This is a genomic window from Nocardioides terrigena, from assembly GCF_003047265.1.
Taxonomy (GTDB): Bacteria; Actinomycetota; Actinomycetes; order Propionibacteriales; family Nocardioidaceae; genus Nocardioides; species Nocardioides terrigena.
Genome location: NZ_PZYY01000005.1, coordinates 283,804 through 296,727, shown reverse-complemented (window position 1 = coordinate 296,727; position 12,924 = coordinate 283,804). Strand labels below are relative to the sequence as shown.

The following is a 12,924-nucleotide window of genomic DNA, read 5'->3' as shown; positions in this document are numbered from 1 at the left end:
ACTCACGTCCCTCACAGCTGGGTCGGCACGCCGACGCCCTCCGGGCCGCCGGACGCTGCCGGCGCGGCGGCCGGCGTGCGCGCCCCGCTGCGCTCGGCGCCGATGCCCGCCGCGACGACGAACCCGATCCCCGCCACGGCCAGCAGGTTGGGGACCTGGTGGAGCACGACCAGCCCGATGACCAGGGCGAAGGCCGGCTCGAGCGCCATCAGGGTGCCGAACGCCCCCGTCGTCAGGCGGCGCAGCGCCAGCAGCTCGAGGGTGAAGGGCACCACGGGCAGGAGGATGGCGAGGCCGAGCCCGGCGACCATCAGCTCCGGGGTGAGCTGCCCGACCAGTCCGGGGCCGGCGACCACGGTCGCGACGAGGGCCGCGACGGGCATGGAGATCGCGAGCCCGGCGATCCCGTTGACGGAGTCGCCCACCTTCTGGGTGAGCAGGATGTACGCCGCCCAGCAGACCGCGGCCGCGAGGGCGAACGCGACCCCCACCGGGTCGGCCGTCCCGGCCCACGGCTGGGTCAGGCAGAGGACCCCGACCGCCGCCACGAGCGCCCACGCGCGGGCGATCCCGTGGCTGCGGGCGATCGCGACGCCGAGCGGTCCCAGGAACTCGAGGGCGCTGGCGGTCCCGAGGGGCAGCCGGGCGACCGCGGCCATGAAGAGCAGGGTCACCCCGGCGGTCACGACCCCGAGGGCGACGCTCGCCCGGACCGCCTCCCGGTCGAAGAGCGCGGGACGCGGACGGACGATGACGAGGAGCAGCACGCCGGCCCAGAAGAGCCGGAGCCAGGCGGCGCCGGCCGCACCCACGTCGTCGATGAGACCGACGGAGGCGGCGAGGCCGAGCTGGACGCAGAGCATGGACGCCACGGCCATGGAGGCACCGGAGCGGGCGGGCGACGAGGTCATGGCACCAGTCGACACCCGCACCACCGTGTGCGTCCACGTGAGAATTCGTGACACATCGTTCACGGATCCAGCACAATGTCGCCATGGACGTCCGCCGGCTCCGGCTGCTGCTCGAGCTCTCCCGCCTGGGGTCGATGGGTGAGGTGGCGGCCGTGATGGGGACGTCCACCTCGAGCGTCTCCCAGGGCATCGCCGCCCTGGCCCGCGAGGCCGGCACCGCCCTGGTCGAGCCGGACGGGCGGCGGGTGCGCCTCACCCCGGCCGGGCACCGGCTGGCCGAGCACGCCGTGGCGATCCTGGCGGCGGTGGACGCCGCGCGGCTCGATCTCGACCCGACCGCCGAGCCCGCCGGCGTCCTGCGCGCGGCGGGGTTCGCGACCGCGATCGAGCGCTCGCTGCTGCCGACCGTCGCGGACCTGGGGCGGCGCCACCCGGGCGTCGACGTGCGGGTGCACGAGCACGAGCCGCTCGAGGCGTTCGACCTCCTGGCCCGGGACCACGTGGACCTAGCGCTCGTCTACGACTACGACATCGCACCCGCCGCGTGGCGACCCGAGTACGACGTGGTCCCCCTGTGGCAGGTCGAGTGGGGCGTGGGCATGCCGTCCCACGAGCCTCCGCTCCCCCTCGCGGCCTGCGCCGACCGCGACTGGATCGTGAACTCGCGGCACACCGCCGACGAGGAGGTGCTGCGCACGCTGGCGTCACTGGCCGGTTTCACCCCGCGCGTCGCGCACCGCATCGACTCCCTCGACCTGGTCGAGGGGCTGATCGTGGCCCGGCTCGGCCTGGCCCTGCTCCCCCTCGGTCGCACCACCCGGGACGGCGTCACGGTGGTGCCGCTCGCCGATCCCGGCGCGCGCCTGCGGGCGTACGCCGTGACCCGCCGCGGGCGCGACCAGTGGCCGCCGCTGCGGGCCGTGCTGGAGGGACTGTCCCGCCATCGCTGACACGCGGCGCGCTCGCCCACGTGCGCTTCGGGGCGACACTCCTCTCGGGGGCCGTGGCACGATAGGTCATGCTCACGTGAGGTTGAGGTTTGGAGGTGTGAAGCGATGGACCCCAGAGACCTGCTCCCGATGGGCGAGATCACCCGCCGCAGCGGCTTCGCGGCGTCGGCGATCCGCTACTACGAGGCCGAGGGCCTGATCGAGGCGGACCGCTCCTCCGGCGGCCAACGGCGCTTCGAGCGCAGCGTGCTGCGGCGGCTGGCCTTCATCCGGGCCGCCTCCAACGTGGGGCTCACCATCGGCGAGATCCGGGACGAGCTCTCCCGACTCCCGGGCAACAGGAACCCCACCAAGGCCGACTGGCACCGGATCTCACAGCACTGGCGACAGCGCCTCGACGACCAGATCGCGGCCCTCGAGCGGCTCAAGAGCGGGCTCGACGGCTGCATCGGCTGCGGGTGCCTGAGCCTGCGCAGCTGCGCCTTCTCCAACCCCGGGGACATCGTCGACGAGCAGGGTCCGGGCGCCCGGCTCCTCCCCGACACGCTTCGCCGGCCGCACCCCACCCGCCGCTGACGCGTCGGCCGACGGCACCCGGGGGACAGACTGGCTCCATGGCCCACCCCAACGCGACCCCCGAGCCGGTGACGGGCGAGCCCGGCTCCGACGAGACCGCGGCATCGTCCGCCGGGAGCGAGAGCCTGCTCACCGTGCTCGTCGCCCTCGGCGCCAACGTCCTCATCGCGATCGCCAAGTCGGTCGTGGCGGTCGTGACCGGATCGGCGTCGATGGTCGCCGAGGCCGCCCACTCGTGGTCCGACGCCGGCAACGAGGTGTTCCTCCTGGTGGCCGAGCGACGAGCGGGCCGGGACGCCGACGACTCCCACCCGCTGGGGTACGGGCGCGAGGCCTACGTCTGGTCCATGTTCGCGGCGTTCGGGCTGTTCACGGCCGGTGCCGTCGTGTCGATCTGGCACGGCATCACGAGCTGGAGCGACGGGGGCGAGGAGGTCGATTACACCTGGGCCTACGCCGTGCTGGCGCTCGCCTTCGTCCTCGAGGGCGTGTCCTTCCTCCAGGCCCGGCGCCAGACCCGCTCCGCGGCCGGGGTCGCCGGCCTGCACCCGCTGCGCTACCTCGCGCGCACCTCCAACCCGACCCTGCGAGCCGTCTACGCCGAGGACTCAGCCGCCCTCGTCGGGATCGTGCTCGCCGCGGGCGGGATCGGGCTGCACCAGGCGACCGGTGACGCCCGTTGGGACGCGGCCGGGTCCGTGCTCGTCGGGGTGCTCCTCGCCTGCGTGGCCGTCTTCCTCATCAGCCGCAACCGGGACTTCCTCGTCGGGCAGGCCGTCTCCCCGCAGATGCGCGCCGCCGGGCTCGAGGCCCTCCGGGACGACCCGGACGTGCAGCGGGTGACGTTCCTCCACCTCGAGTTCGTGGGCCCCGGCAAGGTTCTGCTCATCGCGGCGGTGGACCTGGCCGGAGACGACCCCGAGCCCGCCGTGGCCCGGCGCCTGCACGCGGTCACCGCCCGGATCGAGGAGCACGAGCACGTCGAGCGTGCCGTCCTCACCCTGTCGGCACCCGAGGACGAGTCCCTCGCCCGGGACTGACCGCCCTGCGCACACTGAAGGCAGTTCGCCGGCCGTCATCCACCGTCCACGCTCGGCGCGGCCGGCGCCGGGCATGAACTGCCTTCGTCGTGCTCGCTCAGCCGACCGGGACCGCGAGGTCCTCGCCGAGCAGGCGTCGTACGACGGGCTCGCAGCCGCCGCACCCGGTGGTCGCCCGGGTCGTCTCGCGACACGCGGCGTAGGACGAGCAGGCGCGGATCGCCCCCGCGCTGACCCCCGCGCAGGCGCAGACCTCGGCGTCGTCGGGCAGGCTGACCGGCGCCGAGGCCGGCTCCCCCAGCAGCAGCTGGCCGGGCTCGTCGGGGCCGAGCACCGTGCCCCGGTCGTAGAGCTGGGTGATGAGGCCGACGCGCGAGAGGTCTCCCACGAGCGCGGCCGCGACGATCCGGCCACCGTGCACGACGAGCGTCCGGTGCGAGCCGGCGATCGGGTTCGTCATCTCGACGACCTCGCCCTGCGCGTGCTCGGGGTCGCCGAGCACGGCCACGTCGAGGCCGGTGGCGCGCAGCCGGGCGACGCTGCGCGAGCCGTCGTACGCCGCGTCCTCGCCACAGAGCACGGCGGCCAGCACCCCGGCCTGCTCCCAGGCGGGCGGCACGAAGCCCGTGGTGCGGTTGCGGTGCTCGGCGCAGTCGCCGATGGCGTGGATGCGGTCGTCGGTGACCGAGGCGAGCGTGGAGTCGACGACGATCCCGCGGCGGACCATGAGGCCGGCCCGGCGCGCGAGCGCCGTGGAGGGCCGACCGCCGGCGGTGAGCACGACGAGGTCGGCACCCAGCTCGTAGCCGGTGTCGAGCCGTAGCCCCTCCTCGGTCATCGCGACCGCCCGCGACCCGGTGTAGACCTCGGTCCCGAGCCGGCGCAGGTCGCGGGCCAGCACCCGGCCGCCGGCGGCGCCGAGCTGGGAGGCCAACAGGTGCGGGGCGCCCTCGACCACCTCCGTCTCCACGCCGCGCACCGTGAGGGCCCGGGCGACCTGGAGGCCGAGCAGGCCGCCGCCGACCACGACCGCGCGCTGGCCGGGGGCGACCACGTCGTCGAGGCGCCGGCAGTCGGCGAGCGAGCGGAAGGCGTGGACCTTGGGGTGCAGCGAGCCGTCGCGGCGCACCAGCCCGCGGATCGGCGGCAGGGTGGGGATGGACCCCGTGGCCAGCACCAGCCGGTCGTAGCCGAGGCGCTCGCCGTCGACCAGCATCACCTCACCGGCGTCGCGGTCGACCTCGAGCACCCGGGCGCCGAGGCGCAGGTCGACGCCCCGGTCGGCGAACCAGGCGGCCGAACGCAGCGTCAGTGCGTCGGGGCCGTGGGTGCCCTCGAGGACGGCCGACAGCAGGATCCGGTTGTACGGCGCGTGGTCCTCGTCGGCGAGGACGGTGACCGCGCCGTCGTACCCGCGCGAGCACAGCTCCTCCACGAGCCGGACGGCCGCCATCCCGCCCCCGACGACGACCAGGCGCTCCCTCGTGCCCTCGATCATGCGCTCACCGCCGCCGCGCACACCTTGAACTCCGGCATCCGGGACGCGGGGTCGAGCGCGTCGTTGGTGAGCCGGTTGGCCCCCACCCAGTGGAAGGGCACGAAGACGGTGTCCGGCCGGATGGTGGCGACCACGTGGGCCGGCGCGGTCATCGTGCCGCGCCGGGTCGCCACGGTGACGGGCTCGCCGTCCACGGCGCCGATCCGTCCGGCGAGCATCGGGTGGATCTCCACGAAGGGCCCGGTGTCGGGCAGGTCGCGGACCCGCCGAGTCTGGGCGCCGGACTGGTACTGCGCGAGCACCCGGCCGGTCGTGAGGTGCACCGGGTAGTCCGCGTCCGGCACCTCGGCGGGCCCGCGGTGGTCGACGGCGAGGAAGCGCGCCCGGCCGTCGGGGTGGGCGAAGGCGTCGAGGAACATCCGCGGGGTGCCCGGGTGCCCCGGCTCGGGGCACGGCCAGAAGACGCCGTGCTCGTCGCGGATCCGGTCGTAGGTGATCCCGGCGTAGTCGGCCTTCCCGCCGGCCGACGCCCGGCCGAGCTCCTCGAAGACGGCCTCGGGGTCGGTGGAGAAGACACCCGGCGAGCCCAGGCGCGACGCCAGGCCCGCGATCACGTCCAGGTCCGAGCGGACGCCGGCGGGCGGGCTGATCGCCCGTTGCCGCAGGATCACCCGGCCCTCGAGGTTGGTCATGGTGCCCGTCTCCTCGGCCCACTGGGTGACCGGCAGGACCACGTCGGCCAGCGCCGCGGTCTCGGAGAGCACCATGTCGGCGACCACGAGGAGGTCCAGCGACTCCAGCCGCTGGGTCACGTGGGTCGCCCGCGGCGCGGAGACGACGATGTTGGAGCCGAAGACCAGCAGCGCCGACGGACCGTCGGGCTGCCCGAGCGCGTCGAGCAGCTCGTACGCCGAGCGCCCCTTGCCCGGCAGCGAGTCCGGGTCGACGCCCCAGACGCCGGCCACGTGGGCCCGGGCGGCCGGGTCGTCGATCATCCGGTAGCCGGGCAGCTGGTCGGCCTTCTGGCCGTGCTCGCGCCCGCCCTGGCCGTTGCCCTGCCCGGTGAGGCAGCCGTAGCCCGCGCCCGGCGTCCCCGGCATCCCGAGCGCGAGGGCCACGTTGATCCACGCCAGCACCGTGTCGGAGCCGGTGCTGTGCTGCTCGGCCCCGCGGGCGGTCAGCACCATGACCCGGGGCTTGCCGGCCAGCAGCTCCGCCAGCGCCCGGACCTCGTCGGCGGGCACCCCGGTGACCCGCTCGACCCGCTCGGGCCACCAGCCGGTGACCGACTCGCGGACCTCCGCCCAGCCGGTGGTGCGGGCGGCGACGTACTCCTCGTCGACCGTCCCGCCCGCCACGAGCAGGTGCAGCACGCCGAGCGCCAGGGCGAGGTCGGACCCCGGCACCGGCTGCACGAAGACGTCGGCGCGGTCCGCGGTCGGCGTACGCCGCGGGTCGATGACCACGACCTGCCCGCCGCGGGCCCGGAGCGCGTCGAGGTGGCGCGCGGCCGGCGGCATGGTCTCGGCCAGGTTGGAGCCGACGAGGACGACGACGTCGGCCTGCTCGACGTCGGCCAGCGGGAACGGCAGGCCCCGGTCCAGGCCGAAGGCACGCATCCCGGCGGATGCCGCCGACGACATGCACCAGCGGCCGTTGTAGTCGATCTGGGAGGTGCCGAGCGCGACCCGGGCGAGCTTGCCGAGCTGGTAGGCCTTCTCGTTGGTCAGCCCTCCCCCGCCGAACACCGCGACCGAGTCGGCGCCCCGCTCCGCGCGTAGTGCGGCGAGGCGGCCGGCCACCAGGTCGAGCGCCTCTTCCCACGAGACCGGGCTCAGCTCGCCCGTCGCGCGGTCCCGCACGAGGGGGGTGGTGAGCCGCTCGCGACCGCCGTACAGGCCGGCCGCGCTCCACCCCTTGCGGCAGAGCGCCCCGGAGTTGACGGGGAACTCCGGCCACTCCTCGACCTGGGGAGTACGACGCCCGGTCAGCCGCATGCCGCACTGCAGCGAGCAGTAGGGGCAGTGGGTGTCGGTCACGGTGTCCCCGGATCGGTCGGAGGGATGGCTGGGATGGGTGGAGGGGCCGGTCAGACGTCGGCGGTGGCGAACTCGGGTGCCCGCCCGGCCACGGTGACGCGACGGGTGTAGAAGAACCAGGTGGTCGCCAGGCACGCGACGTAGAACCCGGTGAACACCCCGAAGGCCATCTTGACCGCCTCGACCGGGTCCGTCACCCAGGGTGAGCCGAACGTCAGCGGGATCAGGAAGCCGCCGATCGCGCCCACCGCGCCGGCGATCCCGATGACCGCCGAGGACTCCTTGGTGGCCCGCGCCATGTCGGCCCGGCGGGTCGCGGGGGTCGTGGTGTGCTCCGCCTGGCGCTGCAGGATGAGCGGGATCATCCGGTACGTCGAGCCGTTGCCGATGCCGGTCGCGGCGAAGACGAAGAGGAACGCCGCGAGGAACCACGGGAAGATCGCCGAGTTGGCCTCGACCGCGGCCCGGGTGGCCTCGGAGTGGACGAACGTGCTCGGGTCGGCGGGGACCTCGGACGGCGGGACCGGGGTGAGCTGGCGCAGGGTGACGATCACGGCCAGGGTGCCGACGATCATCGCCACGAAGGTCCAGAAGGTCACCCGGGCGCCGCCGTACTTGTCGGCGAGCCAGCCGCCGAACGGTCGGGCGATCGAGCCCACGAGCGCACCGAGGAAGGCGTAGTAGGCGAAGTTGATGCCGATCCCCGGGACCTCGGGCACGGGCTGGTTCCAGAAGTTGATCTTGATCAGCAGCGGCATTGCGGCGGAGTAGCCGATGAACGAGCCGAAGGTGCCGATGTAGAGGAACGACATCACCCACGTGTGGTGGTAGCGGACCACGGCGAGCTGCTCGCGCGGCGACGACTTGGCCCCGGTGAGGTTGTTCATGAAGAGCCAGGCCGCGACGGCGGCCACGATCGCCAGCCCGGCGTAGACGTAACCGGCCCGCTCGAGGTGCAGCTCGTCCTTCGCCTGGACCAGCCCGAAGATCCCGGCGCCGCCGACGATGATCGGCAGGAAGAACTGGATGAACGCCACGCCGATGTTGCCGCCCGCGGCGTTGAGGCCGAGCGCGGTGCCCTTCTTGCGCAGCGGGTAGAAGAAGTTGATGTTGGCCATCGAGCTGGCGAAGTTGCCGCCCCCGAGGCCGGCGGTCGCGGCGATCAGGCAGAACGCCCAGTACGGCGTCCCCGGCGTCTGCACCGCCCACGCGAAGAGCAGCGTCGGCACCAACAGCAGCGAGGCGCTGATGACCGTCCAGTTGCGGCCACCGAACCTCGGCACGGCGAACGTGTAGGGCAGGCGGATCAGCGAGCCCACCAGGTTGGGGATCGCGACCAGCACGAAGAGCTGGGAGACGGCGAAGTCGAAGCCGATCCGCGGCAGCATCGCCGCGCTGACCGACCAGAGCAGCCACACGGAGAAGCCGAGGTGCTCGGAGAAGATCGACCAGATCAGGTTGCGGCGGGCGACGGGCCGGCCGACCGACTCCCAGAACGCCTCGTCCTCGGGGTGCCAGTCGTCGATGGTGACCCCGCCGCGCGGCGGGACCGGGGGGATGGCGACGGCGGTGGGGGCGGTGTCGGTGGTGGTGGACACGGGGGCTCCTCGGGGGTTCTCGAGCGGATGCCGTGGACGCTAGGCAGCCCACGTTTCGCGCCCCCGCCGGTTTGTTTCACCGACGTGTCAACTTGTCCTCACGACCTCACGGGCCGCACGATCACCCCGTGCCCGCCGCAGTCGTGATCCTCGCCGCCGGCTCCGGCACCCGTGTCGGGGCCGAGGTCAACAAGGTCCTGCTCCCGCTGGGCGACGCCCCGGTCCTCGCCTGGTCGGTGCGCGACGCGCTCGCCCTCGACGACGTACGACGCGTGGTCGTGGTGGTGCGCGACGGCGAGCAGGCCGCGGTCGGCGAGGCCCTCGGGCCCCACCTCGGCGACCACGAGGTGCTCGTCGTCACCGGTGGCGACACCCGCCACCGGTCCGAGCACGCCGCCCTGCGGGTCCTCGCGCGCGAGATCGAGCGGGGTGAGATCGACGTCGTCGCGATCCACGACGGCGCCCGCCCCCTCGCCGGTCGCGACCTCCTCACCACCACCGTCGCGGCCGCCCGCGAGCACGGCGGCGCGATCCCCGTCGTGCCCGCCCCGGGCCTGCTCACGACCGGCCTGGACCGGCTCGAGGGTCGGCTGGGGACGGTGCAGACCCCGCAGGCCTTCCGCGCCGGCCCCCTCCTCGCGGCGTACGGCGCGGCGGCCGGCGACGGCTTCGAGGGCACGGACACCGCGGCGTGCTTCGTCCGCTACGCGGGCGGCGACGTCGCGGCGGTGCCGAGCACCCCGCTCAACCTCAAGATCACCTTCCCCGAGGACGTCGCCCTCGCGGGCCGGCTCGTCGCAGCGCGACCCTAGAAGGGTCGCGGGGCCTCACCGGTGAGCGCCTCGAGGAGCGCTATCTCCTCGGCGGACGTGACCCGGCGGGCCTCCGGCGGCGCCTCGACGGTCTCGACGTCGTGGTGCTCGCGCAGGCGGGCCACGATGGCGGCCAGGTCGTGGCCCGGGAAGTCGTCGAGGGCCCGGACCACCGACGGCGGCAGCACCACCGGCGACGAGGGGGCCAGCAGCGACTCGCGGTCCACCGTCTCGCCCACCAGGTCCCCCTCGACGCGCTTGACCGTGTCGGTGACGGGGCGGACGGCGACCACGACGGCGTCGTGCGCGAGCGACCTCTCGACGCAGTCGGCGATGAAGGCGGCCGGCGTCATCGGGCAGAGCGCGTCGTGCAGCACCACGGCCTCGTCGGCGGTCTGCACGCTGGACCACGGGACCCCCACGTCGACAGGGGTCACCCCGGCGTCACCGAGGGCCCACGCGGCACAGGCGACGAGCGCCTCACCGTGGATCAGTGCGTAGGGCAGGGCTCCGCGCCCCTCGTCCAGCACCAGGCCGAGGGCCGGGGGCAGCTCACGCTCGTCGTACGGGTGCTCGCTCATGGTGCGTCCACCGTAGGACCACCGGCCGCTCCACGGCGACCCCGCCCCGGACATGCGACGAGGCCCCCGGCAGCGTGTGCCGGGGGCCTCGTCAGAGGTGTGTCAGGACCTGCTCAGGAGGCGAGGACCTCGTCGAGGATGGCCTCGGCCTTGTCCTCGTTGGTGTGCTCGGCCAGGGCCAGCTCCGAGACCAGGATCTGGCGGGCCTTCGCGAGCATCCGCTTCTCGCCGGCCGACAGGCCGCGGTCGCGCTCGCGGCGCCACAGGTCGCGGACCACCTCGGCCACCTTCATGACGTCGCCGGAGTGCAGCTTCTCGAGGTTGGCCTTGTAGCGGCGCGACCAGTTGGTCGGCTCCTCCACGTGCGCGGCCCGGAGGACGTCGAACACGCGGTCGAGGCCCTCCTTGTCGACGACGTCGCGGACGCCGACCAGGTCGAGGTTGCAGGCCGGGACGCGGACCACGAGGTCCTGCTGGGCCACGATGCGGAGGACCAGGTATTCCCTGTCCTCTCCCTTGATGGTGCGCGTCTCGATCTCCTCGATGACAGCAGCCCCGTGATTCGGGTAGACAACCGTTTCGCCGACGGTGAAAGTCATGTACTTGTACCCCTCTTTCTAGGTGACCATCTTAACACGCGTTCCGAGGACCTCCCTCATCGTTTGTGCAGGTCAGAGGCCCTCTCGGGGGTTGACAGACTGTGGATCGTGTGGTGCGGGCCGCCCTGTGGGCGGGCTCGGGGAGGCCCGTGACGGGCCTCCCCGACGGTCACGGATCGGTCCGGATGTCCCCACCGATCGGCCGAAGTGTCCGATACTCGGGGCATGTCGACCCAGGCCGAGACCGCCCGTCGCGGCTCCCGCTTCGCCCGCACCCTGCCGGTGCTGCTGGTGCGGGCCGCCCACCCCCGGCAGGCGATGCTGACGGCCCTCGCGATGGGTGCCGCCGCGGCGCTGGCGGGGCGCCCGCTGCGCGAGATCGGCCTCGTCGCAGTCACCGTGCTGGTCGGGCAGGCGATCCTCGGCTGGGACAACGACCTGGTCGACCGGGAGCGCGACGCACGGCACGAGACGCCGGGCAAGCCGGTGGCCGCGGGGCTGCTCGAGACCGGGACCGTGTGGTTCACCGTCCTGTGCGCGGCACTGCTCGTCGTACCCCTCTCCGTGTCCGCGGGGGTCGTCGCCGGTGGCGCCTACCTCCTCGCGGTGGTCGTGGGCCTCCTCGGCAACCGCCTGCTGCGCGGTGGCGTCCTGTCGTGGCTCCCGTGGGCGGTCCAGTTCGCGCTCTACCCCGCCTACCTGGCGTACGGCGGGTGGGACGGCCAGGGCAGCGACACGCCCCCGACCGTGGCGATGACCGTGCTGGCCGCGCTGCTCGGCGTCTGCGTCCACGTGCTGCGGGCGCTGCCCGGGCTGGTGCCGGACCACCAGGACGGCCTGCGCCACCTCCCGATGCGGATCGCGCTGCGCACCGGCGCCCCGCGACTCCTCGTGCTGGCCAGCGTCCTGACCGGTGTGGTGGTCGTCGCGATGCTGGTTGTCGGGCAGGCCGTCGGCCTGACCTGACTCGGCGCTAGGCTGTGCGCCATGCAGCTCCGACGCTCCTTCGCGCTCACCGCCGCCGCGCTGGCCCTCACCGCGCCGGCCCTGACGTCGTGCGGGTTCGACTACGCCACCGACCGGTACTACACGCCCGCCAACGGCGCCAACAACCGCGACGGCGCCGTCGACGTGCTGGGCGCCGTGGTCGTGTCCACCGAGCCCGGCTCGGGCACCTTCATCGCGTCGCTCTCCAACAACTCGACCACCGAGCCGGCGACGTTCACCGAGCTCGGTGCCACCGAGGGCGGCGACGTGACGGCGGCCGAGTTCGAGCCCGTCGAGATCGCGCCCGGAGCGCTGGTCAACCTCGCCGAGCCGCCGGCCGACATCCAGGTCACCGGTGAGTTCGAGGCCGGTGACTTCGTCGAGGTCAGCCTCGGCTTCGACAACGGCGAGAACACCGTCGTCGAGGTCCCGGTCGTGGACAACCACGGCTACTTCGAGGGTCTCGACGGGGAGCCGCTCCCGGTCGAGGAGAGCGCCGAGACCGAGTCCTCGCACTGATCCCGCCCCGCACGGAGGAGATCCACCCATGACGTACACCCTGGTCCTGCTCCGCCACGGCGAGAGCGACTGGAACGCCAAGAATCTCTTCACCGGCTGGGTCGACGTCGACCTCACCGACAAGGGCCGCGCCGAGGCGGTGCGGGGCGGTGAGCTGCTGGTCGAGGCCGGGCTCCTCCCGGACATCGTGCACACCTCCCTCCAGCGCCGCGCGATCACCACCGCGCACCTCTCGCTCGACGCGGCCGACCGCCACTGGATCCCGGTCAAGCGGTCGTGGCGGCTCAACGAGCGCCACTACGGCGCCCTCCAGGGCAAGGACAAGAAGCAGACGCTCGAGGAGTACGGCGAGGAGCAGTTCATGCTCTGGCGCCGCTCCTTCGACACCCCGCCGCCGCCCATCGAGGACGACGACGAGTACTCCCAGGTGGGCGACCCCCGCTACGCCGGCCTCGGCGCCGAGATGCCACGCACCGAGTGCCTCAAGGACGTCATCGCCCGCTTCCTGCCCTACTGGGAGGCCGAGATCGTGCCCGACCTCAAGGCGGACAAGACGGTGCTCGTCGCCGCGCACGGCAACAGCCTCCGTGCCCTCGTCAAGCACCTCGACGGGATCTCCGACGAGGACATCGCCGGGCTCAACATCCCCACCGGCATGCCGCTGGTCTACCGCCTCGACGAGTCGCTGGCCCCCACCGTCCCCGGTGGCGAGTACCTCGACCCCGAGGCCGCCGCGGCCGCGGCCGCAGCCGTCGCCAACCAGGGTCGGTGAGTCGTCGGCGCTCGCGCCGACGACCCTCACCGAGATCGAGCG

13 protein-coding genes are annotated in these 12,924 nt (G+C 73.6%); 7 read left to right on the top strand and 6 right to left on the bottom strand.

Features of this window, described 5'->3' with window-relative positions; all coding sequences use genetic code 11:
• Window positions 1-11: 11 nt before the first annotated feature.
• Window positions 12-911, bottom strand: a complete 900-nt coding sequence (locus DAE25_RS12995; protein WP_107766605.1) for an EamA family transporter — start codon at window positions 909-911, stop codon at window positions 12-14.
• Window positions 912-994: 83 nt separating this feature from the next.
• Here DAE25_RS12995 and DAE25_RS12990 point away from each other — a divergent pair, with 83 nt between their 5' ends.
• The 3 genes from DAE25_RS12990 to DAE25_RS12980 all read left to right on the top strand — a co-directional run bounded on the left by DAE25_RS12990 (window position 995) and on the right by DAE25_RS12980 (window position 3,477).
• Window positions 995-1,861, top strand: a complete 867-nt coding sequence (locus tag DAE25_RS12990; RefSeq protein ID WP_107766604.1) for a LysR substrate-binding domain-containing protein — start codon at window positions 995-997, stop codon at window positions 1,859-1,861.
• Window positions 1,862-1,966: 105 nt separating this feature from the next.
• Window positions 1,967-2,437, top strand: a complete 471-nt coding sequence (gene soxR / locus DAE25_RS12985; protein WP_107766603.1) for a redox-sensitive transcriptional activator SoxR — start codon at window positions 1,967-1,969, stop codon at window positions 2,435-2,437.
• A 38-nt stretch (window positions 2,438-2,475) separates the two neighbouring features.
• Window positions 2,476-3,477, top strand: a complete 1,002-nt coding sequence (locus DAE25_RS12980; RefSeq protein ID WP_107766602.1) for a cation diffusion facilitator family transporter — start codon at window positions 2,476-2,478, stop codon at window positions 3,475-3,477.
• A 97-nt stretch (window positions 3,478-3,574) separates the two neighbouring features.
• Here the strand turns inward: DAE25_RS12980 and DAE25_RS12975 are convergent, their stop codons facing one another.
• From DAE25_RS12975 to DAE25_RS12965, 3 genes are read right to left on the bottom strand one after another with little or no spacing between them, the layout of a single operon-like run.
• Window positions 3,575-4,975: an FAD-dependent oxidoreductase gene (locus tag DAE25_RS12975; RefSeq protein WP_107766737.1), complete on the bottom strand. Its 1,401-nt coding sequence runs from the start codon at window positions 4,973-4,975 to the stop codon at window positions 3,575-3,577.
• Complete coding sequence (locus DAE25_RS12970) at window positions 4,972-7,014, bottom strand: molybdopterin oxidoreductase family protein (RefSeq protein WP_107766601.1); 2,043 nt, start codon at window positions 7,012-7,014, stop codon at window positions 4,972-4,974. The genes DAE25_RS12975 and DAE25_RS12970 overlap by 4 nt, the downstream gene beginning before the upstream one ends.
• A gap of 50 nt (window positions 7,015-7,064) precedes the next feature.
• The gene (locus DAE25_RS12965; RefSeq protein WP_234411024.1) at window positions 7,065-8,612 is read right to left on the bottom strand and encodes an MFS transporter; all 1,548 of its coding nucleotides are present in this window, start codon (window positions 8,610-8,612) and stop codon (window positions 7,065-7,067) included.
• Between the two features lie 128 nt (window positions 8,613-8,740).
• On the opposite strand from DAE25_RS12965, the gene DAE25_RS12960 reads away from it, so the two are divergent.
• On the top strand, window positions 8,741-9,424 hold the full coding sequence (locus DAE25_RS12960; protein ID WP_107766600.1) for an IspD/TarI family cytidylyltransferase: 684 nt from the start codon (window positions 8,741-8,743) through the stop codon (window positions 9,422-9,424).
• Here DAE25_RS12960 and DAE25_RS12955 read toward each other — a convergent pair.
• Together DAE25_RS12955 and DAE25_RS12950 are read right to left on the bottom strand one after the other, a co-directional pair.
• On the bottom strand, window positions 9,421-10,005 hold the full coding sequence (locus tag DAE25_RS12955; RefSeq protein ID WP_107766735.1) for a 2-C-methyl-D-erythritol 4-phosphate cytidylyltransferase: 585 nt from the start codon (window positions 10,003-10,005) through the stop codon (window positions 9,421-9,423). The genes DAE25_RS12960 and DAE25_RS12955 overlap by 4 nt on opposite strands.
• Window positions 10,006-10,118: 113 nt before the next feature.
• On the bottom strand, window positions 10,119-10,604 hold the full coding sequence (locus DAE25_RS12950; protein WP_056887017.1) for a CarD family transcriptional regulator: 486 nt from the start codon (window positions 10,602-10,604) through the stop codon (window positions 10,119-10,121).
• A gap of 225 nt (window positions 10,605-10,829) precedes the next feature.
• Between DAE25_RS12950 and DAE25_RS12945 the strand changes: the two genes are divergently transcribed.
• Genes DAE25_RS12945 through DAE25_RS12935 form a run of 3 tightly spaced genes read left to right on the top strand, consistent with a single transcriptional unit; the run spans window position 10,830 to window position 12,882 of the window.
• Window positions 10,830-11,570, top strand: a complete 741-nt coding sequence (locus tag DAE25_RS12945) for a UbiA family prenyltransferase (protein ID WP_107766599.1) — start codon at window positions 10,830-10,832, stop codon at window positions 11,568-11,570.
• 21 nt (window positions 11,571-11,591) lie between these two features.
• Window positions 11,592-12,110, top strand: coding sequence for a copper chaperone PCu(A)C (locus DAE25_RS12940; RefSeq protein ID WP_107766598.1), 519 nt, complete (start codon window positions 11,592-11,594; stop codon window positions 12,108-12,110).
• A 28-nt stretch (window positions 12,111-12,138) separates the two neighbouring features.
• A complete protein-coding gene (locus tag DAE25_RS12935) occupies window positions 12,139-12,882 on the top strand; it encodes a phosphoglyceromutase (protein ID WP_107766597.1) in 744 nt (247 codons plus the stop codon).
• Window positions 12,883-12,924: the final 42 nt, after the last annotated feature.